This is a genomic window from Prosthecobacter vanneervenii, from assembly GCF_014203095.1.
Lineage (GTDB): Bacteria > Verrucomicrobiota > Verrucomicrobiia > Verrucomicrobiales > Verrucomicrobiaceae > Prosthecobacter > Prosthecobacter vanneervenii.
The window spans coordinates 55257-76943 of the sequence record NZ_JACHIG010000009.1 but is presented as its reverse complement, the minus strand read 5'-3'; the positions used below and the strand labels follow the sequence as shown (position 1 = coordinate 76943).

The window sequence follows — 21687 nt, the reverse complement described above, 5'->3', positions numbered from 1 at the left end:
GCCTCCCCTTTGGCAAGCGGGATATTCCACGAAAATGCTTATGGGCGCATTTTTGCTCCGCCTTTGACAAAAGGAGGGGGCGCGGCACACTGAACCTCCCCGTGGACTATCTCCCGGGGGCTGAATCAAAACCTGCCCAGCACCTTGAAAAACGTTCTTTTTGTCTGCACTGGCAACACCTGCCGCAGCCCGATGGCGGAGGCGCTCTTCCGCGATCTGGTGAAGGAACGTGCCGACTACCAGGTCTCCAGCGCCGGGGTGGCCGCCGCGCCCGGCATGCCCGCCAGCAAGCACACCGCCGCCATTCTCAAGGAGCGTGGCCTCGATCTCTCCAGGTTCCAGAGCCGCATGCTGGACCAGGAGCTGCTGGAGCGCGCTACGCACGTTTTCGCCATGTCCTCCCACCACATGGCCGCGATTGCCGATGAGTTTCCTGATCATTCGGACAAGGTTTACCTGGTCTCCGAATTTGCCGCCGAGGACGCTCTGCGCGGCAGGGATGTCTCCGATCCCTTCGGCCAGGGCCGAGCAGCCTACGAAGAGACGCTGCGCAGCCTGGAAAAAATGCTCCCAAGCCTGCTTGCCTATATCGACCAGACCTGGAAGAAAAATGAAGGATGACAGCGGCCTCCAGCCCATCATCTTCCGTCCCCCCCAACCCCCAACGCAAAAAATGACCAGCACCTCCAACGGCATCCTCCCTCATAAACTCGCCATCGCTTCCGACCACGGCGGCGTGGAACTGAAAAATGCCGTCGTCGCTCACTTGAAGACCGCCGGTTACGGCGTGGAAGATCTGGGGGTTCATTCGCACGACTCCGTGGACTATCCCGACTACGCAGAGCTCGTTTCTGAAAAAGTTCTCTCCGGCGCAGCCGACGCAGGCATTCTTGTCTGCACCACGGGCATTGGCATGTGCATTGCCGCCAACCGCCACGTCGGCATCCAGGCCTCTCTGGTGGGCGATGCCCAGACTGCGGCTGTCACCCGTGAGCACAACAACTCCAATGTGCTCTGCCTCTCCGGCAAGAACACACCGGAAGCTACCGCCATGGAGATCGTGGACGCCTGGCTGAAAACCCCCTTTGCCGGTGGCCGTCATGGCCGTCGGGTCGATAAAATGAACGCACAACCCCACCCCCTCGACATTCTGGAGGCCAGCGACTCCGCCGTGGCCGAAATCATCCGCGGCGAGCAGCATCGCCAGCAGGACCACATCGAGCTCATCGCGAGCGAAAACTTCACCAGCAAGGCGGTCATGGCCGCCCAGGGCAGCTGCCTCACCAACAAGTATGCGGAAGGCTACCCAGCCAAGCGTTGGTACGGTGGTTGTGAAGAAGTGGACAAGGTGGAGCAGCTGGCCATCGACCGCGCCTGCCAGCTCTTTGGTGCCAAGTATGCCAACGTGCAGCCGCACTCCGGTTCCCAGGCCAATGCCGCTGTTTACTTCAGCGTGCTCCAGCCCGGAGACAAGGTGCTGGGCATGAACCTGGCCCACGGCGGCCACCTCACCCATGGCAATCCGGCCAACTTCTCCGGCCGCTTCTACCAGTTCTGCCAGTACGGCGTCAGCGCCACGGATGAGCGCATCAACTACGACGAGCTTGCCGAAGTGGCCCTGCGTGAGAAGCCCAAGATGATCACCGCCGGTGCCAGCGCCTACCCGCGCATCATCGACTTCAAGAAGATGAGCGAGATCGCCAAAAGCGTGGGTGCCTACCTCTTTGTCGATATGGCCCACATCGCCGGTCTCGTGGCCGGTGGCGCGCATCCCTCCCCCATGGAGTATGCCGACTTCGTCACCACCACCACCCACAAGAGCCTGCGCGGCCCTCGTGGAGGCATGATCCTCACCAACAACGACGAACTCTTCAAAAAGATCCAGAGTCAGGTCTTCCCTGGCGTGCAGGGCGGTCCGCTCATGCACGTCATCGCCGCCAAGGCCGTCTGCTTCGGCGAGTGTCTCAAGCCCGAGTTCAAGGACTACACCGCACAAGTCGTCAAAAACGCCCAGGCGCTGGCTGCTGCCCTCATCGAGCTTGGCTACCGCATCACCAGCGGTGGCACGGACAATCACCTCATGCTGGTGGATCTCCGCCCGAAAGGCCTCAACGGCAAGATCGCCAGCGAGACCCTCGACAAGGCCGCGATCACCGTAAACAAGAACGGCATTCCGTTCGACACCGAGAAGATCACCCTCGGCGGCGGCATCCGCGTCGGCACCCCCGCCGTGACCACCCGTGGCATGAAAGAAGCTGACATGAAACAAATCGCCGCCTGGATCGACCGCGCTCTTACCAATCGCGAAAACGACGCCGTCCTGGCCGAGATCCGCAAGGAAGTCAGCGAGGCGAACAAGCGCTTCCCGCTGCCTTGATCAGCCCTGCCTTTTAGGGCCTGAAGGCTGCCAGTCACCGTCTTTCGCTTCACGAATGTCCAGGGCTTCGATGCCCGGGTTCGTGAAGCGGATGCGGCGCTGCTTGTAGAGCGCGCCGAGCGCCTGTTTGAAGGCTTTCTTGCTGGCCTCAAAATGACTGCGGATGACTTCGGGCGGGCTGTCGTCGTCATAGGAGAGTCTGCCGCCGTTGTTCTTCAGGGCTTCCAAAATACGGTCCGTCAATGAGGCCACGCGCTGGTAGCCTGAGGCGTCCAGGCTGAGGTCGATCTTGCCGCCGGGCTGCAGTGCGGTGACGTAGCCATTGAGCTTTTGCCCCACCTGGAGCGGCGCACCCACGTTGCTGTGGTACAGCAGTCCCATGTGGGTGCCGCCCACGATGGCATTGTATCCTAGAGGTGTGCGTGCAGTGATCAGCAGCGGCACAGCCTGTCCGGGTTTAAACGGCGGGCGCGCTTTGCTCAGGTGCCGGTTCAGTCGTGTGGTGGCGATGATGCGGTCCGTCTTCTCATCCAGCAGGATATAGACGACCACTTTCTCTCCCACATGCACCGGGTTGGCCTGCTCGCGGAAGGGCAGCAGCAGATCCTTGAGCAGGCCCCAGCTCAGAAACGCGCCGATGTTACGGTTCACGTTCACGACTTCCAGCGTGGCAAACTCCCCCACCATGGCAAAGGGCTTCTCCGTCGTGGCCACCAGGCGGTCCTCTGAGTCACGATAAACAAAGACCTCCACCGCTTCATCCAGGCCGGTGCCCTTGGGGATATAGCGGTTCGGCAGCAGGATCTCCCCATGCTCGCCGCCATCGAGATAAACGCCATGCGGCGTGCTGTGAAGAACGATGAGGGAATTGAGTCTGCCGATCTGAGCCATGAAATGCAGACTAGACGCTGTGCGGGATCAATCCAGCGCCTACTTCACCTTCACCACCACGAGTTTCTCCGCATCGCGGGCATAAAGCAGGCCGTTGGCAAAGGCACCATGGCTCCGGTGGCCCGCGCGGGTGATCTGTGCGCGCTGCAGGAGGTTGAACTTCTTCGGATCGGCGCTGAAGATCCACAACTCTCCGGCCTCGGTGTGCATGAGCAGCTTGTCTCCCACGAGGATCAAGGTGCCTCCGGGAACGCGGTCAGAGGCCTCCCAGGTTACGTGACCGTCAGCCACATCAATGCAGCGCAGCGTCATGCCGCTCTCCTGCCTTCCGTGCAGCCCATAGACATGACCTGCGTGATACACCGGCGTGGTATAGTGGCAGTCGAGCGCGTCGGCCTTTTTCCAAAGGTTGGTGAGCTTGCGCTCGGCCTTGTTCCAGCGCCACAGGCCCGCACCCACGTCGTAGGCGGCTGAAAAGAACAGCCTGTCTTCACCGCAGGGCACAGGCGCGGCGGCATTCACGGAGGCATCGATCTGCGCGCGGAAAAACTCATCCGCCAGGACCCTGCCATCGCTGTTTTGCGTCAGCAGCACTCCGCGCCGGGTGAAGAAAGCGCTCACCTCCTCATTGCCAGGAATCAGTACCGGGGAGGAGTAGCTGGCCTCATCCTCCGTGACCTGCCAGACGAGTTTGCCTGTGGCCAAGTCCAGCGCGATGATGCCTGCGCCGCCTTTGGCATTTCTGCCTCCTACATTCAGCAGCACCTTTCCATCAGTCACCAGTGGCGAGCAGGCTCGGCCAAAGTAGCCCTGTGGAGATTCCAGCTCGGCCACGGTGTCATAACTCCAGAGTTCCTTGCCCGTTTCAAAATCGAGCGCCTGTACCATGCCCTCCGGGCCATGCGTGATCACCTTGTCCGCAGAGACGCAGGGCACGGCGCGGGGGCCGTTGTCAAAACCAAAGCTGTCTCGGTAGGTGGTGGGATAAGCGTGCTTCCAGATCGGTTTACCCTCATCGGCGGTTAGCGCCTCGGTGACGATCTCCCCACCCACGCGATGCGTCATGATCACACGACCGCCAGAGATGACAGCCCCGGCGTGGCCACTGCCCAACATGCGCTTCCAGACCATCTCAGGCTCGGCGCTGCCGGTGATTTCGGCTTCTCCAGACGCAGTGCAGTTGCGCTGCGGTCCGAGAAACTGCGGCCAGTCCCCAGCTTGCAGGCTGGCGACGGTGCAAAGAAGAAGAAGGAGCGGGCGCATCGGGTGATGGTGGGTTAATTGATGAGCGGCAGATTCGGGTCCACATCCGCCTCCAGAGGCGAGGTGTGCCCTGTGCTGAAGCGCTGCGCAGCGGCAAAGCCGATCATGCCCGCATTGTCAGTACAGAGATCAGGCCGCGCCAGCAGCAGTTGCAGCCCAGCCTTGGCGCACCGCGCGCTGAGCGCAGCGCGCAGGCCCTTGTTGCAGCTCACTCCGCCGCTGACGGTCACGAGTTTTTCTCCGCACTGCCGGGCGGCCAGCACCAACTTTTCCACCAGCACCTCCACGATCGCCGCCTGCACGCTGGCGCTGAGATCTGCAAGGACCTGCTCGTTTTTCAGATCCAGGCGTGGCAACTCGTACAGCACGGCGGTTTTCAGGCCGCTAAAGCTGAACTCCAGACTGCGCCCGTCCAAAAAACTGCGTGGGAAATCAAAGGCCTTGGGGTCACCGCGTGTGGAGAGCTTGTCGATTTCTGGTCCTCCAGGGTAGTGGAGGCCGACCATCTTGGCCACTTTGTCAAAAGCCTCTCCAGCGGCGTCATCGCGTGTGCGGCCCAGCAGCTCATAGCGTCCTACGCCATGCACGCGCACCAGCATGGTGTGCCCGCCGCTGACGATGAGCGCCACGCAGGGGCGCACCGGGCCGTTGCCACTCATGAAAGGGGAGAGCAGATGCCCCTCCATGTGATTCACAGCGATAAAGGGCTTGCTCTCAGCAATCGCCAGGGCTTTGGCCATTGAGGTGCCGATGAGCAATGAACTGACCAGACCCGGGCCGCTGGTGGCCGCAAAAGCGGCCATGTCTCGCGGAGTTTGCCCCGCCTCCGCCAGGACCTCCTCCACTAGCAGGCGCACATGCAGGATGTGGTTGCGCGAAGCCACCTCCGGAACCACGCCGCCATACTGACGGTGTATGGCGATCTGCGTGGCGATGCGGCTTGAGATCAGCTCTCCTTCCAGGGTGCAGACAGCCGCGGCGGTCTCATCGCAGGAGGATTCTAAGGCTAGCAGGCAGTCTGGCATGGCGGCAGAGCATACGAATGGCGCAGATATGGAAACTGACACCCGGAAACCGGTGGCATGAGGGTAAAAAAATGCCGCCGTTCCCTGGTTGGGTAGGGAACGGCGGCGTTCAGGCAAGATGCCTGTCTTAAGTTGAGCGCTTCTGACCGTCTTTACAGTCGGCCTTCGCTTCGGCGTCGCACTTGGCACATCCCTCTCTTGCTGGCTCAAGATGCTTGTGGCACCAAGGACGCAGCGAACAGAACAGTGGCAAGACGGATCACGAAATGATCACGCGCAAGATTTGCAATCGACCGCTCTAGGCGGCGGATTACTTACTTGCCGGAGTGCACCGGGGGCGGAGGGGGAGGAGGAGCGGGCTGCTGGCAGGCGGACAGAACGGCGGAAGCCGCGATAAGGGTGAGGATAGCGATTTTCATGTGTGTGGGTGTTAACCAGTTTGTTAAGCTTCCCATCCACCAGACTCCTGGCAGCGGGATTTTTCGAGATTAACGACAACTTCTGCTTTTGCAAATATCCAAATGCATTCTCTGCGAAAACTCGCAGAAAAGAGTAGTAATGCGCAAACTTGAGACTACCAGAATATCAGTTTTTCTGATGGTAAAAGTTACCCATAAGGGCCGCTTTCTCCCAGGCCATAAGCCGTGCCTATCACTTCGCCATCATCTTCAGAAAAGAAAATGCGCAGCGGTCTGCAGCACACCTCACAGTCATAGTCCACATCGCATGGAACCTCATCAAACGAGGGGGCTGGAACTTCGAATTCCTGAAAGCAGCTAGGGCAGGTGACAGGTGTGGTGAACATCAGCGGCGTGGCGGTCTGGTGGTGGCAGCATGTGCGGCTTTTATGCGGTCATCAAAGTAAAGACGCTTCATCTGGCCGCATGGATGCGCCTCAAAAAAGCACGGATGATGAGCGCAAGGCCTCCGCCAAATCCGACGCCGTAGCTCGTCAAATGGGCCGCCCAAGCACCGAGAAAGCGGGCTCTCATTTGCGGGGGGATTTGGTTTTCAGTGAGGTCGGCGAGATCAACTGGACTGCAATGCCGAGATAAAAGCCAGGTGGTGCCCCCCGCAAATGCGGCAGTGCCTGCCATGACCAGCAGCAAGCAAAGGAGCGGGCGTCGCAGATCACGCCAGCCCAGCCGGGGCCAGCTTCCGGCCCGGGCCGCAAAGGCCAGAGGCACACCCAGCAGCACTCCCACCCACCATGTGGCAGCCACGCCCCAGAACAGTCCCAGCACCGTGGGCGAGGTGGACTCGATCAGGCGCGGATGCGCGATGGTAAAGTACTCCAGGCAGACGCGCGTGGTGATCTGGTCGTGAATGATGCCATAGCAGACCGCCGCCAGGATGCACTGGAGGATGATGGCGGCAGAGGGCATCGGTGGCAGGCGCATCTTATTTCAATCCCGCCAGATACGCGAGGACATCTGCCGCCTCCTGCTCGGTCACGCTTTGCAGCAGACCCTCGGGCATTAGGGAAACAGGCTGCGGCTGCTGGCTCTTGATCTGGTCGCGTGTCATCGTCATCGCCTGGCCGGTAGGAAGCTTCAGCGTGATCTCGCCATCGCTGGCTTTGAGCATGAAGCCCGTCTGCGCGCTGCCATCCTTCAGGGTGATGATCCAGGTCTCGTAGCCTTTGGCGATGACCTTCGAAGGCTGATGCAGGCTTTCGAGAATCTTCTCGCGGTTCATCCGCGCGCCCACCTTGCTCAGATTAGGGCCGAAATCGAGGCCGCTGCCGTTGATGATGTGGCAGGCAAAACACGCGGCCAGTTTGCCCGTCATGCTGAGGAGTTCGCCGCCTCGCTTTGCGTATCCGGGGGCGGATAGAAGTTTTTTGGCATCGAAATGCATGCCGAGTGTTTTGACGCGCTGCTCAGGAGGCAGGAAACGCTCGAAGTAGCATGAGACGTCTGAGTTTGCGATCTGTGCCAAATTGGCGTCAAAGTCGGCCTCCTTGCGCGAGATCGCGCTGGCTAGGATGAGTGCTTCACTGGCGCTGGACGGTGGGGCTTTCGGTTTTGGAGTCTTGGTTCCTTGGGCAATCCAGTCCCACAGCAGACGAAACCCGTGAGGATCCACCTCGCGTGCGCCGATCATGGGCATGTGGCCGCTGCCGCTGCGTGAGATCCGGGCCACGAGCACACTCTGCTCCGGTTTGCCCGGTGAGATGACGCGTGCATCTGTCAGCGCCAGATCACCCCGCACCGGTTTTTCATTCCACATCATCGTCTCTGCGGTGAGTAGGTCAAAATTGACCATCAGCGGCACGCTGCCTCCCCCGTGCCGGCGATGGCAGTGGGCGCAGTTTGCATGCAGCCAGGAGCGGGCACGACTTTCCAAGTCAGACTTCTCGTCATGGCTGGAGACCAGGTGCTGCTCCAGCCGTTCTAAATAAGGACCGTCAAAAAGTTCAGCCGCCTCGGCTGGCTTTTTGCCTCCGATACTCACAAGCTGGTCCGGCTGAAAGCCCACGGCAAAGCCGCTCCAGTTGTTGTGGCAGCGGGCGCACTCGGCGCGGCCATGGATGCGCCAGGGCTGCTTCTGCACGGTGAGTTCCGTACCATCCGCAGCCACCAGTTCGGCATCGGTGCCCTTCTCATTCCAGCGGTAGGAGTAGCCATTCCACGAGTCGCCATCATAATGGAGGATCTGCGTTTCGATGCGTTGCTGAGTGGCTGGCCAGGTGATGGTGCGTGCGAGCACGGCGCCGACCGGCCACTCGATTTTGAAATCTGGCTTGGCAGGATTGCCGCCCTTCTTGGTCTTGATGCGCCGGCCTTCCGGCAGGGCGATAAAACGCGAAGCAGATGCGCCGTCCTGCCACATGGGCTCGGCGATCTCAAACGGCAGCACCCCAGCCGCCGGAGCTTGTTCGGCGGTGTATTTAAACAGTCCCGTCTCGCTGAGCTTGTGCGGAAACTGGCTGGGCCTGCCCACCGCTGGGTTTCGCGCCAGGCGGTAGATGTGCGTATCCTTTTCCCAGTTCATCCAGTAGATCTCGCCATCGGGGCCCTGACCGAAGCTCACGATCTTGTGCGGTGTGTCGGCGATTTCCTCCCGGCGTGTGACCTGCTTGCCGTCATGCCACAGCGCCCAGATTTTGCCCGTTTCATAGTCGCCGTAGATGTAGGCATCCTTCAGCTCTGGAAAGCGGCGGCCATGGTACACATAGCCGCCGGTGATGCTCGCCGCCTCCGTGTGCGGATGTGCGGCCACGGGCGGGATGATGGGCTCGGGGCGCGCGGTTTCAGGCTTGATCGGCTGGCTGGCCTCGTAGGCGCTCCAGCCATGATTGCCGCCGCGCTGCACCAGGTGGATCATTTCCCAAAGCTCCCAGCCCACATCGCCGCACCAGAGACGCCCTTGGTCGTCAAAGCTCATCTTCCAGGGATTGCGGAAACCGAAGGCCCAGATCTCCGGCATGGCATTGGGCGTTTTCAGAAACGGATTGTCCGGCGGAATGGCGTAGGCTTTGCCGCTCTTCTCGTGATCCACATCGATGCGCAGAATAGATGAGAGCAGGTCGCTCAAATCCTGCCCGGTGTTCAGTGGATCAGGCGGGGAGGGCACCTCGGAGTCGCCGGTGGAGATGTAGAGCATGCCGTCCGGGCCAAACTGCAGGCTGGCACCGTTGTGCCCGCCGCTGCGCCAGGTCAGCAGCACCGTTTCAGACTTGGGATCGAGCACTGGCGGCTCCTGCTGCGTGAGCTTGAAGCGGGAGAGCTTGGTGCCATCCGGTACCTTATCGCCATAAGCGTAGCAGAGAAAGACGAGACCGTTTTCCTTCCACTTGGGGTGGAAGGCGATGCCATAGGCGTATTGCAGTTGAGGATGCTCAGGCTTGAGGTCGATGAGGAGGTCTTGCTGCTTCGCCTCAGGCGTGTCCTTGAAGCTCCAGATCTTGCCACCTTTTTCCACCGCGATGAACCGTTGCGCGCCAGGCACCGGCACCATCTCAAGAGCATCTTGGAGGGAGATTCCGGCAAAGGCCTGCTCCGGGATGCAAGGCTTTGCCGCCTCGGGTGAACCCTGAATGCGCGAGGTCGTCCATTGCGCAGAGATCGTGGTGGAAAAGGCCAGGCAAAGCAGCAGCACGCGGGTCATGGCCGCATGATGCAGGGGGACGGGCCTTTTAGCCAAGCATGAAATGCAGCGCACTTGCAGCTTGTGCGTCTTTACGTGTTTTTGATAGGCTCAGCGCCATGCGCTTTTTGCCCCGCTTCTTTCTGCTTTGCCTGGCAGCCGTGCCGCTGAATGCCGCAGATCGCTCCTCTCCGGTAGATCTCGGCTCACCCTCCGGTCTGCGCAGCGGCACTCTGTTGCGGGAAAAGCGCGAGATTCGCGTGCAGGAAGGCAAAGGACGCATGGAGCCGTCAAATACTGGCAGCGGCTTTTCCTGCCGCTTTGTGCAGAAAGTGAACCTCGTGCGTCGCCTGCTGGGCAGTGACTCCGAGGAGGTGCAGGTGCGCGAGATGGTTTGCGAACTGGTAAACTACAATGGTGTGCCGCCGCCATCTGCAGAGCGGGCAGCACCCCTGGTGGGCAAAACTCTGCGGATGCGCAAAACGGGCGGCTCGTGGAAGCCCCTCATGACTGGCGGCAAGCCCAGTGCTGAAGAGCAAAAGTTCATGAGTGACCTGGCTTTCACCAAGCTGCTGCTGGAGATCCCTGACGCCTGCCTGCTCAATCAAACACGCAAAGCCGGAGAGAGTTGGAAAATCAACATCAATGAATCCTCAGGCAAGGCCTACGGAGCCGTGGTGGCCAGGGACATCGACTGCACGCTCGTTTCCGTGAGTGAGCAGCCCGGTGGTCGGCAGGCCACGGTGCGCCTCACCGGCAGCTTTACCATGGAGCGGCCCATGGGCTACCTGAGCCGCATTGAGGTCACATTTGATGTCACTCTCGTCCGCCGTCTTTCGGACATGCTGGATCTGGACACCAAGATCTCCGGCCAGCTGAAGCACGTCGGTCTCGTCAATGACCAGTCCGGAAAACAAGCCCAGCTGACCTTGGAACTGCCCTACACCCTGACCCGCTCCCAGGCTCTGGAGCGCAAATAAGCCCCAGGAACCCGCGAAAAAATCGTCTTTCACATTCGACAACCCGCAATCTTTCTCCTTCTTCCCCGCCTCAACTCAACCTTAAACACGTCATGCCTCGCCCTGTCACACTCTTCACCGGCCAGTGGGCCGATCTTTCCGTTGATACCATGATCCAGAAGGCCAAGGCCTTCGGCTATGACGGTGTCGAACTTGCCTGCTGGGGCGACCACTTTGAAGTGGACAAGGCAGACCAGGCCTACTGCGATGCCAAGCGCGCCAAGCTCAAGGCCGCAGGCATGCAGTGCCACGCCATCTCCACCCACCTCGTGGGCCAGGCTGTGTGCGACAACATCGACCCCCGCCACGCGCAGATCCTGCCCCAGCACATTTATGGCGACGGCAATCCGGAAGGTGTGCGCCAGCGCGCCGCAGAGGAGCTCATCAAGACCGCGCATGCCGCCAAGCGCTTCGGCGTCAGCGTCGTGAACGGCTTCACGGGCAGCAGCATCTGGCACCTCGTTTATTCCTTCCCGCCGAATCTCCCCGGCCAGATCGACGCAGGCTACAAAGATTTCGCCAAGCGTTTCACCCCCATCTTTGACGAATACCAGAAGCTCGGCATCCGCTACGCGCTGGAAGTGCACCCCACGGAGATCGCCTTCGACATTGCCAGCGCCGAGCGCGCTCTCCAGGCCGTGGACTATCACCCGGCCTTCGGCTTCAACTTCGACCCCAGCCACTTCGGCTACCAGGGCGTGGATTACATCAAGTTCATCTACAAGTTCAGCGACCGCATTTTCCACGTCCACATGAAGGACGTGGCCTGGGGCATCGGTGACGGCACGGCGGGCGTCTTCGGCGGCCATGTGGACTTCCACAAGCCGAGCCGCTACTGGGACTTCAAGTCCGTGGGCCGTGGCAACATCAACTTTGAGCGCATCATCCGCGCCCTCAACGACATCGACTACGGCGGCCCTCTCAGCGTGGAGTGGGAAGACGGCGCGATGGACCGCGAGTTCGGCGCCGCCGAGTCCGCCGCCTTCGTGAAGAAGATCGACTTCCCGCCCAGCAAGATCATCTTCGACGCGCAGTTCGCCGAGAACAGCAAATAATGCGGTCAGCACACTCCGTGTGCACATGCCTCACGCCTCAGCGGCCCGGGATCACCTCCCGGGCCGTTTTTGCATGATTGAATCTGAAATCTGGAAGTGATAGCTTTAGAGATCATGGGCATCGCCAAAGCCAAAGCCAAACACACCGTGGAGCAATACTACGACCTCGAAGAAAACGAGGTTTATAAAAGCGAGTTTCACGATGGCGAGATATTCGCCATGGCTGGAGGAAGCCCTGAGCACAGCTTGATTGTTACCAATTTGCTTGGAGAGCTACGTCAGCGACTCAAAGGCAAAACCTGCACTCCCTACGACAGCAATCTGCGAGTCAAAGTTCTTGCCACAGGCCTCGTTACCTATCCTGATGCTTCGGTTTTTTGCAAAAAGCTCGAGGTTGATCCCAGAGACAAGCGTCAGCAGACTGCTGTCAATCCGACTATCGTCTTCGAAGTGCTTTCAAAATCCACCGAGAGCTATGATCGCGGAAAAAAGGCGGAAAACTATCGTCAGCTAGAATCTCTTAAAGCCTATGTGCTCGTCTCCCAGGACGCTCCGCACATCGAGATCTACGAACGCCATGGCGACGGCTTCTGGTTTCTCACAGAGGCCAAAGGGCTGGACCAAGAACTTGATATCAAGTGTCTCGGCATCCAGCTTCCTTTGGTCGAGGTCTACGATCGGCTGAAGTTCGGCAAGCGTTGAGCTGGAGATGAGACTGTAGAATTATTCCACCGCGTTCCTCAGCTCCATCACCGTGCCGATGATGTGCTCCTCGGTCTTGTCGCTCCAGCGTGTGGGGTGAGAGCCGTAGATCATGGCACCGCCGCCTTCGTAGCCGCCTTCCTGCCAGATGCGCAGGCTTGGAATGTAGGCCATGACATCGTTGGTGTAGCCGCTGATCCAGACGATGGGATCTTTGAGGTCCTGCTTGAGGCGGAGTGAGTAGTCCACCACCACCTCGCCGCCGAGTGTGACCCAGGTGAGTTCATTGCCGAGGCGTAGCACCTGAACGGGGTAGGGATAGGTTGTGGACAGCGAGCCTTCATCGGCCATGCGTTGAAGGATGCGTGTGCCGTGTCCGACCAAGTATTTGTTGTTGGATTTTTGTTCTTCCTGAAGCTGCTCCTTCGTTGGCAGCTTGTCATAGGCCAGAGGGATCTCTCGATACGCGGCGCGGATGCGGCCCTTGAGGCGCTGCATGTTCGTCTCCAGCGCAGCCTGCACGGAGGTGGCGAGAGATTTGCCGTGCGTCTGCGCCAGCTCCATCGTCTTGCGCGGGTAGGGGTTCTGGTCGCCGCTGCAGCCGTTCGCAAACATCGCCACGGCATCGGGGTGCGCCTTTTCGATCTCCTGCTGTGCGTAGCCCGCGTAGTCGCCGCTGAATTTCTGGTGCCCTAGCACGGTGCAGTGGCAGGAGTAGCCAAAGATGATGGCGATGTCCTTGCCCTCCGCCGTGCTGGCGCGTAACACGGGCACAGTCTGGTCCACCGGTCCTTGGGGATTCGGAAAATTGTTCCAGCCGCCTTTGCCATCCGGTGTGCGGCGGTTCATCGAGACCCCGCAGCGTGCCGTGCTGTGGTCCAGATGCGCTGGTACGGATTTTTTCAGCGCCTCGCCGACGAGACTCACCAGCGTGTTCTCCAGCTTGGCGGTGTATTCTGCGGCCTCCTTCTCGCGCAGTGCCAGATCGTCAGCGCCGTAGATTTTGCTCGTGCGCAGCTCCGGCCCGCTGTGCGTATGGGAGGCATTGATGGCCAGATTTGCGGGCTCGATGCCATGCTCCTTCTTCACCCGCTCTGCCACAGCAAGGCGCAGATTTCTCGGAACGCCGATCAAATCCATCGTGATGAGTGCGAACCGCCCGCCTGCCTGATCCGTGAGCACAAACGCTTTTGCAAACAGGTCCAGCTCAACGCCTTCAGACGGCTTCGTGCGTCCCGCATAGCCTGCCATCCACATGGGTTGCTCCGGCGTGATCTTCGCTGAAGCCGCGCCCGCCTTCCACGCTGGCGGTTCATTTACAGGAGCAGCGGCGATGACGAAAATGCAGAGGAGCAGAGGCAGCCAGAGTTTCATGGGACTACCAAAGCCGCCAGGCTGACAATTCTTTATCGCTGCGTGCAAATATCCTGTTTCCTGCGAATGCCGGGTGCGCCCAGGTTTTGCCAATAATCTGCCAGCGGGCCAGTTCCACGCGCTTGTCAGGCTGGAGTGTGACATAGACGAGTTCACCGTCGGCATTCAATAGAGCGGCAAGGTTGGCAGACTCCTGCATCCACACCAGGCTCATCTGCGGATTGCTGCCCTTGGGCGTCAGCGTGTTTTCATCGCTCCATAAAATTTTGCCTGTCTTGAGTTCGAAGGCCTGCAGGCCACGAGTCTTGTCGAGCATGTAAACGACGCCGTCTTTAAACAAAGGAGCGGACATGAGGCCGCAGATCTTATCCTGATTTTCCCACAACAAGCTGGGGCTCTTTTCCCCGAGCCGAAGCGCCTTCGCTCCATGCCAGTAGCCCGACACAAGCAGGATGCCGTCATGATAAAGCGGCTGTGCGATGCTGACTCCGTACGTGATCTTGTAAGGGAAGGTCCAGTTTACTCTGCCGCTGTCGGGATCAAGGCTCTGCACGTTTTCCGGCCCCCACGCGATGAGCTGACGCGTGCCTGCATGGGTGATGATTTCCGGTGTGCAATAGCCAGCCGGATCAGGACCGCCTCTCCAGACTTCCTTGCCGGAGTTTTTATCCAGGGCTAGCACAGATCCGCCATTCGCACCCACGTGCAGCAGCACGCGGCTGCCATCGGTCACCGGAGACGCCGCGAAGCCCCACTTGGGAATCTTCGCTCCGTAGGTTTGCACCGTGTCCACCTGCCATATCACCCTGCCTGTCACGGCATCGAAACAAGATGCCACGCCAGTCGCGCCCAGTGTAAACGCCTTGCCCTCACTGATATTAACCGAGGCACGCGGGCCGGTGCCGTACTCCATGCCTCCATAGCTCACCTCCCAGCTTTGCTGCCAGAGAGAACTGCCGCTTTCTGCATCAAAACACAGAACGCGTTCGACCTCTCTGGGCGTTCTGACCCGGTCCATCACATACACCTGGCTGCCGCTTGTGGTCACCCCGCCGAATCCTGCGCCGATGTCTTTTTTCCAAACTCGCTCTGGCTCTTTCCTGGCAAAGTCCGCAGGAATGTCCTTGGGATTCCAGCTGCCGTCCGAATGAGGGCCGCGCCAGTGGGGCCAGTCTTCTGCGGAGAATGCAACGCTTGAAATCAGAAAAGCTGCAAAAAATTTCATCATGCAGCCTCAATACGACTCGTCCGGGAAAATTTCGCAAAGCCATGTCAAGCCATGCCTCCGACAAAAGTTTTTCACAAGTCGCGCTGATTGGTTGCCGCAGGGAAACGTCTCGCTAATTCCACCCACCCAAATGGCTGCATGTACTGCAACGGAGTGCATGTGGCCTTCAACCATCCCCAAATTTCCCAACCATGTCTGCTGCCAACGAACTCAATATCAATGTCGCCCACGTCGAGCGCGTCTCCAAGGAGCTGGGCCTGAAGGCCATCCAGGTGGGCGCCACTGCCAAGCTGCTCGCTGACGGAGCCACCGTCCCCTTCATTTCCCGCTATCGTAAAGAGGCCACCGGCTCTCTCGATGAAGTGCAGATCCAGAACATCCAGGAGCGCATGGGCCAGCTCGTGGCGCTGGATGACCGCCGCACCGCCATCGTGAAGTCTCTCGAAGAGCGCAAGCTCATGACGGACGTCCTGCGCGCCAAGATCGAAAAGGCCGAGACGATGAATGCGCTGGAGGATATCTTTGCGCCGTTCCGTCCGAAGCGCCGCACCCGCGCCACCATCGCCAAGGAAAAGGGCCTGGAACCACTGGCCGATTTCATTGAGGCCAATCTCCTCACATCCGGCGTCGATCTCAACACCGAGGTGGCCAAGTATGTGAACCCCGATCACGAAAACGAGGAGCTGCGCGTCAAAGACGCCGCAGACGCTCTCAGTGGCGCGCGCGACATCATCGCCGAGCGCATCAGCGACCACGCAGAGACACGTGCTGCATTGCGTAAACTTTTCACCGAGCAGTCTTCGGTTGTCTCCAAAGTCATGTTTGGAAAAGAGAAGGAGGAAGAGGCGCAGAAGTTCCGCGACTACTTCGACTGGACCGAGCCGCTCAAGTCCATCCCCTCCCACCGCATGCTGGCCATCCGTCGTGGCGAAAAAGAAGGCTATCTGCTCATGCGCATCCAGCCTGCAGAAGACACTGCCATCAAGATCATCGAGAATATCTTCGTCAAAGGCGGTAATGCCTGCACCGATCAGATGAAGCTCGCCTGCGCAGACAGCTACAAGCGCCTGCTCAGCTCCAGCATGGAGACCGAGGCGCGTCTTGAGTCCAAGAAGAAGGCGGACACCGAAGCCGTTCGCGTCTTTGCCGACAACCTTCGCGAGCTCCTCCTGGCCGCACCTCTGGGCCAGAAACGCGTCCTAGGCATCGACCCCGGCTTCCGCACCGGCTGCAAGATCGTCGTGCTCGATGCCCAGGGCCAGCTGCTCTACAATGACGTGATCTACCTCCTCGGCGAAGGCAGCGGCCTGCTGCACGCGAAGAATCTGGTGCTCAATCTGGTGGACCGTTACAAAATCCAGGCCATCGCCATCGGCAACGGTACCGCCAGCCGTGAGACGGAAATGTTTGTGAAGAAGATCGGCGTGCCGGCCTCCATTCCCGTCATCATGGTGAATGAAAGCGGTGCCTCCATCTACAGCGCCAGCGAAGTCGCGCGCGAGGAGTTTCCAAATCACGACGTCACCGTGCGTGGCTCCGTCTCCATCGCCCGTCGTCTCATGGACCCTCTGGCAGAGCTGGTGAAGCTGGATCCGAAATCTATCGGCGTGGGCCAGTACCAGCATGATGTGGATCAAAACCAGCTCAAGACCAGCCTGGACAACGTCGTCATCAGCGCGGTGAACGGCGTGGGCGTGGAGCTGAACACCGCCAGCAAGCAGCTTCTCAGCTACGTCTCCGGCCTAAACAGCGCACACGCCGCCAACATCGTGGCCTTCCGCAATGAGAACGGCCCCTTCCAGAGCCGCAAGGATCTGCTCAAGGTGCCACGGCTTGGCGAGAAGGCCTTCGAGCAGGCCGCAGGCTTCCTGCGCATCCGCGATGCCGCGCATCCTCTGGATGCCAGTGCCGTGCATCCCGAGCGCTATCCGCTGGTGGAAAAAATGGCGGCGGACATCGGCTGCACCGTTTCAGAGCTGATGCAGCGAGCCGAATTGCGCCAGAAGATCGACCTCAAGAAATACGTCAGCGAAGACGTGGGCCTGCCCACGCTGCAGGACATCATGAACGAACTGGCCAAGCCCGGCCGCGACCCGCGTAAGCAGTTCGAAGTCTTCACCTTCGCCGAAGGCGTGAACGAGATGAAGGATCTCACCGTCGGTATGAAGCTCCCTGGCATCGTCACGAACGTGACCGCCTTTGGCGCCTTTGTGGACATCGGCGTGCACCAGGATGGCCTTGTGCACGTGAGCCAGCTCAGCGACACCTTTGTGCGCGATCCCGCCGAAATCGTGAAGGTGGCGCAGCGCGTGCAGGTCACCGTCACGGAAGTGGACATCCAGCGTAAGCGCATCGCCCTCAGCATGAAGTCGAAGCCCGATTTTGAGAAGAAGCAAGGCAGCGCAGGACCCCGCCCCGCAGGCGGCGGTGGCGGCCAGGGCGGTGCTCAGCGCAGCTTCTCCAGCGGTGGTGGTCGCAGCTCTGGTGGCGGCATGGGCAATCCCTTCGGTGGCGGTGGTGGCGGCAATGACTGGTTCACCGCCGCAACGCAGAAGGGCAAGAAGTAGAAGCGCTACTTCGCTGCGGGCTTGAGGTGCTTGTCAAAAAAGGCAAGCACCAGCGGCCGCAGGTCTTTCTGGCTCGGCTGCAGGTGAAAGGTGTGCGGAGCACCTTCGATGATTTCCAGATGATGCTCGATGCCGTGCTTTGCCAGCGCGGCATCCAGTATTTTGGACTGCTCCACATCTACCGTCTTATCAGCCGTGCCGTGCAGAATGAGAAAAGGCGGGTCTGATTGGTCGAGATAGGTGAGCAGGGAAAACTGCTTGTACAGCTCGGGAGATTCTGCGCGGGTTTTGCGCAGTGCGGAGATGTCCTTGTAGTGCTCGATGTCTGCCGGGCCGTACATGTCCACCACGCAGTTCACCCGGCACGATTGCTCACCATAGGGGCCTGCAGGGTCCAGCCCTGCCTCCGGCCCGGTGATGCCCACCATGCTGGCCAGGTGACCGCCTGCGGAGCCTCCGATTACTCCAATGTGCGCGCTGTCCAGATGCAGACGCTCCGCATTGGCCCGCAGCCATCGCACGGCGGTTTTGCAGTCATGCAGGTTCTGAGGCCAGCAGGGCGTGGGGCTTTTGGAATCATGGAGCTGGTAGTCGATGCTCATGCACACGTAGCCATGCGCGGCCAGCGTGGTGCCGATGTTGATCTCGCGTTTGGCATCCTTGATGCCGCCGGTCCAGCCGCCACCGTGAATGATGACGACTCCAGGGTGCTTCTGCCCGTCTTCCGCAGGCAGATACAGGTCGGCCTTTTCTTTTCGTTCCGCCGGCAGGTAGGAGACGTCTTTTTCAATGCGCACGGCGTCATCGGCTCGGGTGGTCGCAGTCAGCAGCAGGCAGCACAGCAGGATGGAACATTTCATGAACACAAAACGCAGCCAATGCGTCGGAGATTGCGCCCTTGCCACACGGCTGGGCGTCTCTTACGCTCTCTTATGAAACTCACGCGCCTCGCCTCGCTGGCTCTTCCGTTGCTGCTCACCCAATGTGTGGACCCCTACTACGGCCCTAACGGCGCGGATCCTTATGCCAACCCCTATCGCCAGGACATGCGGGATCAGGGCGCGCAGATGAACGCCATGGCCTTCGAGCGTGGTCAGCAGGACGGTCAGTCTGATGCCCAGCAAGGATTGAATCCCGACTACAATCGCTACCCATCGCGTTTTGACCGCAATACCACGATGGCATACCGCGACGGCTACAATCAACGCTACAATCAAATCCGCAGCAGCCAGGGCCAGTTGGGCGTCAATCCCGGCTACGGCAACCAGCCCGGAGCACTGCCACCTCCTCCGGGCGCAGCTCAGCAGCAGCAACAAGCCCCCCAGCAGCAGCGAGATCCTGTTTACAATCAGGGCTACGACTACGGCCTGCGCGATCGCACCAACGGCCGGGCCGCTGATCCCGCGGCATATGTCGGCCGCTACGATCCACGCTACCGCTCCAGTTTTGAGCGTGGCTATTATGATGCCTTCAATTCCAGCTCCAACGGCACCACACCCGCCTATCCTGGCAGTGGTGGCACCGGCTGGTTCCAGTAGGCCATTTTTTGGCTGTGTAAAAAAACACCGTCATGGCAGGCCATGACGGTGGTCTTGAAATCGAGATGTCAGTTGATGAACCGATTACTCCTGGGCAGCAGCTTCAGGGGCGGCGGTCTCGGTCACTTCCACGGCGGCGGTTTCAGCGGCCTTGGCCTTGGTTGGGGCCTTCTTCACGGCTGCTTTTTTGGCGGGAGCTTTCTTGGCGCCTTTGGCTTCGGCTTTGGCGGCACGAGCCTTGCGGGACACGCCAGCTTTGGCCAGAGCTTTCTTGCGGGCGATGTAAAGCTTACGGCGGCGGCGTTTGATTACTTTGTTCAGTTGTTGACCCATGATGGATGATCGGTTGTCGTTTTACTTTTTTTGAGGGCCGGAAGAGTTCCACTGATCAAGGTTGAATCAAGACCAAATGCAGGCCCCCACCGCGGTTTTCCCCGGCGGCGGTTTTAGGGGTGATTTTGGCACTCCCGGCCGTTTTAGGGCTTTTTGTCGCCAGATTTCGCTTCCAGGCTTGATTCCGTCTGCGCGGCGGCCTGCTGGGTTGGGGGCACTTTGAAGAGCTTGCCGGTATAGGGGCACTTCACCGTCTGCCCAGCGCTCATGCCGGAGACGTCCACCAGCTGGGTCTTTCCTGCATAGGGACTGTTCACCATGTTCATGCGCCCCGGCACCGGCGAGCCGTAGGGCACGTTGTCAGTGTTGATGGAGGCGGGCGCAGACGGTGTGTTGGTCTTTGGGGCAGTCTGGTGCTGTGGCGCGGGGGTGCTGGCCACCTGGGGTGACGGAGAGGGCTCCTGCACGGGGATTTTCACCTTCGGGGCTGACTCAGTGGCGGGAGCGCTCGAGCGTGGGCGTGGCACATACCTGGAACTGGAAGACGGCTGGCTCAGGTAGCTGTTGGATGCTTGATACCTGCTGCGGCTGGGCAGGGGAGAATTCCAGGCGACTGAAGGCGTGTATCTGCGCTGAGGGCTGAGAGCATAGTGCTGGTAGCCCGCAGTGCCAACGCGGAATGGCGGGGATGGCTGGCGCGGGGCCTGCATGTAGCTTAGCAGGCCATTGGTCTGGATGTAGCGCCAGGCCTGCTCCGGTGGCATGGAGCATTGACTGAGGAGTGTGGCGGCTGCCAGCAAAGCGGTCATGCGTGCCATGCCTGGAGAGGTGCAACGTGAAGCTTTCATGAGTCTGCGTAAATGAAGGTTTAAGACGTTGATGCGGAGGCGCGACTCCACATGAGAACGCCCGATGCTGGCAGGCTCCAATCAAAGGGCAAGAAAACACGCAGGGAAAATCCTGCGATCTCCGAGTGGATTAAATAATTTCCATACCGACCATTCTCGCTGAACGTCAAACCATCTGTGGCTGCCCGATCTCCTGCTCATTCAGATAGCAGGAGGGGTCAGGGGCCCAGAGGTCGCCCGTCATCTGCAGCGCGCGCACACGGAAGCCGCCGCCGCACACATCCAGAAAGCTGCACTCGGCGCATTTGCCGGTCAGGTGCTCCTTGCGGTTGCGCAAAGCATTGAGCGTGGCGTTGTCGCGGTTGCTCCAGATGTCGCTGAACTTGCGGTCCTTCACATTGCCCAGCGTCAGCTCGTGCCAGAACTGGTCCGGGTGCACATTCCCCTGGGTGTCGATGTTGCTGATGCCGGTGCCGCTGCTGTTGGCACCGCCGCCGTTCCATTTCAGCAGCTCCATGGCTTTGGCGGCACGTTCGGGGTTCTCCCGCTTCAGGCGCATGTAGAGGTAGGGGCCGTCCACCGGCTGGTCCACAGTGAGAACTTCGCGCGGCTTGCCACTGGCGGCCCACTTGGCAGTGCGGTCCAGGATTTTGTCGATGGCACCCCGCGTCTCCTCATGTGGCACCTCCATCAGCTCGGCTCCGCGTCCGCTGTAGACGAGGTGGTAGAAGCACACGCGTTCGATGTCCTCTTTCTCGATGAAGTCCAGGATGCCCTCGATGTCGGCGATGTTGTGGCGGGAGAGCGTGAGGCGCAGGCCCACCTTCTGGCCCACGGCTTTGCAATTGCGGAAGGCGGCCACCGCCTTGTCAAAGCAGCCCACCTTGCCACGGAAGTGGTCGTGCGTGGCGCCCATGCCGTCCAGCGAGATGCCCACATACGAGAAGCCGATGTTTTTGATGCGCTGCGCCCACTCTGGAGTGATCAGCGTGCCATTGGTGGAAAGCGTGAGGCGCAGGCCCTTGCTGGTGGCGTATTCGGCCAGCTCAAAGAAGTGCGGGTGGATCGTGGGCTCGCCACCAGAGAGCAGCAGCGCAGGTACTTTGTACTCCGCCAGATCATCCACCACAGCTTTGCACTGCTCCCAGCTCAGCTCGCCGGGGTAAAATTTGGAGTCGGAATCCTGGTAGCAGTGCACGCACTTCAGATTGCAGCGGCGGGTGATGTTCCAGACGACGATGGGGCGGCGCTCGGCGGCGGAGGTGGGCGAGCCATGGCCGCGCCCGTAGCGCAGGTGGTCCATGGGCTGGGCGACATCACAGTAGAGGCGGGTGAGGTTGATCATAACTCCCCTAAAAACGCACAGCCCCACCCG

18 protein-coding genes are annotated in these 21687 nt (G+C 60.1%); 7 read left to right on the top strand and 11 right to left on the bottom strand.

The annotated features are described in order from the left end of the window. The first annotated feature begins 144 nt into the window (after positions 1 to 144). Together HNQ65_RS19025 and rpiB are read left to right on the top strand one after the other, a co-directional pair. Positions 145 to 621 carry a low molecular weight protein arginine phosphatase gene (locus HNQ65_RS19025; RefSeq protein WP_184341925.1) on the top strand — a complete coding sequence of 159 codons (477 nt, stop codon included), beginning with the start codon at positions 145 to 147 and terminating at the stop codon, positions 619 to 621. Positions 622 to 673: 52 nt separating this feature from the next. Next, complete coding sequence (rpiB, locus tag HNQ65_RS19020) at positions 674 to 2377, top strand: ribose 5-phosphate isomerase B (RefSeq protein ID WP_184341923.1); 1704 nt, start codon at positions 674 to 676, stop codon at positions 2375 to 2377. Here the strand turns inward: rpiB and HNQ65_RS19015 are convergent, their stop codons facing one another. The 5 genes from HNQ65_RS19015 to HNQ65_RS18995 all read right to left on the bottom strand — a co-directional run bounded on the left by HNQ65_RS19015 (position 2378) and on the right by HNQ65_RS18995 (position 9669). Beyond that, entirely contained in the window at positions 2378 to 3268 is an 891-nt protein-coding gene (locus tag HNQ65_RS19015) for a CvfB family protein (RefSeq protein ID WP_184341921.1), read from the bottom strand. It lies immediately after the preceding gene. 39 nt (positions 3269 to 3307) lie between these two features. Beyond that, a complete protein-coding gene (locus HNQ65_RS19010) occupies positions 3308 to 4531 on the bottom strand; it encodes an outer membrane protein assembly factor BamB family protein (protein WP_184341919.1) in 1224 nt (407 codons plus the stop codon). Between the two features lie 14 nt (positions 4532 to 4545). Continuing rightward, complete coding sequence (gene tsaD, locus HNQ65_RS19005; protein ID WP_184341917.1) at positions 4546 to 5556, bottom strand: tRNA (adenosine(37)-N6)-threonylcarbamoyltransferase complex transferase subunit TsaD; 1011 nt, start codon at positions 5554 to 5556, stop codon at positions 4546 to 4548. An 872-nt stretch (positions 5557 to 6428) separates the two neighbouring features. Further along, positions 6429 to 6941 (bottom strand): hypothetical protein, encoded by a 513-nt coding sequence (locus HNQ65_RS19000; protein ID WP_184341915.1) that lies wholly within the window; start codon positions 6939 to 6941, stop codon positions 6429 to 6431. Positions 6942 to 6957: 16 nt separating this feature from the next. Beyond that, positions 6958 to 9669: a PQQ-dependent sugar dehydrogenase gene (locus HNQ65_RS18995; protein WP_184341913.1), complete on the bottom strand. Its 2712-nt coding sequence runs from the start codon at positions 9667 to 9669 to the stop codon at positions 6958 to 6960. Positions 9670 to 9767: 98 nt separating this feature from the next. Between HNQ65_RS18995 and HNQ65_RS18990 the strand changes: the two genes are divergently transcribed. From HNQ65_RS18990 to HNQ65_RS18980, 3 genes are all read left to right on the top strand, one after another. Beyond that, positions 9768 to 10628, top strand: a complete 861-nt coding sequence (locus HNQ65_RS18990; RefSeq protein ID WP_184341911.1) for a hypothetical protein — start codon at positions 9768 to 9770, stop codon at positions 10626 to 10628. Between the two features lie 92 nt (positions 10629 to 10720). Next, positions 10721 to 11722, top strand: coding sequence for a sugar phosphate isomerase/epimerase family protein (locus HNQ65_RS18985; protein WP_184341909.1), 1002 nt, complete (start codon positions 10721 to 10723; stop codon positions 11720 to 11722). A 114-nt stretch (positions 11723 to 11836) separates the two neighbouring features. Continuing rightward, positions 11837 to 12424 (top strand): Uma2 family endonuclease, encoded by a 588-nt coding sequence (locus HNQ65_RS18980; RefSeq protein WP_184341907.1) that lies wholly within the window; start codon positions 11837 to 11839, stop codon positions 12422 to 12424. A gap of 21 nt (positions 12425 to 12445) precedes the next feature. Here HNQ65_RS18980 and HNQ65_RS18975 read toward each other — a convergent pair whose 3' ends face one another. Together HNQ65_RS18975 and HNQ65_RS18970 are read right to left on the bottom strand one after the other, a co-directional pair. Beyond that, positions 12446 to 13798: a neutral/alkaline non-lysosomal ceramidase N-terminal domain-containing protein gene (locus tag HNQ65_RS18975; protein ID WP_184341904.1), complete on the bottom strand. Its 1353-nt coding sequence runs from the start codon at positions 13796 to 13798 to the stop codon at positions 12446 to 12448. A 4-nt stretch (positions 13799 to 13802) separates the two neighbouring features. Beyond that, entirely contained in the window at positions 13803 to 15026 is a 1224-nt protein-coding gene (locus tag HNQ65_RS18970) for a PQQ-binding-like beta-propeller repeat protein (protein WP_184341902.1), read from the bottom strand. 191 nt (positions 15027 to 15217) lie between these two features. Here HNQ65_RS18970 and HNQ65_RS18965 point away from each other — a divergent pair, with 191 nt between their 5' ends. Then, the gene (locus tag HNQ65_RS18965) at positions 15218 to 17593 is read left to right on the top strand and encodes a Tex family protein (protein ID WP_184341900.1); all 2376 of its coding nucleotides are present in this window, start codon (positions 15218 to 15220) and stop codon (positions 17591 to 17593) included. A 5-nt stretch (positions 17594 to 17598) separates the two neighbouring features. Here the strand turns inward: HNQ65_RS18965 and HNQ65_RS18960 are convergent, their stop codons facing one another. Continuing rightward, positions 17599 to 18453, bottom strand: a complete 855-nt coding sequence (locus HNQ65_RS18960) for an alpha/beta hydrolase (RefSeq protein ID WP_184341898.1) — start codon at positions 18451 to 18453, stop codon at positions 17599 to 17601. Positions 18454 to 18525: 72 nt separating this feature from the next. On the opposite strand from HNQ65_RS18960, the gene HNQ65_RS18955 reads away from it, so the two are divergent. Next, positions 18526 to 19131, top strand: coding sequence for a hypothetical protein (locus tag HNQ65_RS18955; protein WP_184341896.1), 606 nt, complete (start codon positions 18526 to 18528; stop codon positions 19129 to 19131). Between the two features lie 84 nt (positions 19132 to 19215). On the opposite strand, the gene HNQ65_RS18950 is transcribed toward HNQ65_RS18955, so the two are convergent. The 3 genes from HNQ65_RS18950 to HNQ65_RS18940 form a co-directional block, all read right to left on the bottom strand. Next, positions 19216 to 19464: a hypothetical protein gene (locus HNQ65_RS18950; RefSeq protein WP_184341893.1), complete on the bottom strand. Its 249-nt coding sequence runs from the start codon at positions 19462 to 19464 to the stop codon at positions 19216 to 19218. A 143-nt stretch (positions 19465 to 19607) separates the two neighbouring features. Beyond that, the gene (locus HNQ65_RS18945; RefSeq protein WP_184341891.1) at positions 19608 to 20312 is read right to left on the bottom strand and encodes a hypothetical protein; all 705 of its coding nucleotides are present in this window, start codon (positions 20310 to 20312) and stop codon (positions 19608 to 19610) included. Positions 20313 to 20478: 166 nt separating this feature from the next. Continuing rightward, positions 20479 to 21657 (bottom strand): radical SAM/SPASM domain-containing protein, encoded by a 1179-nt coding sequence (locus HNQ65_RS18940; protein WP_184341889.1) that lies wholly within the window; start codon positions 21655 to 21657, stop codon positions 20479 to 20481. Positions 21658 to 21687: the final 30 nt, after the last annotated feature.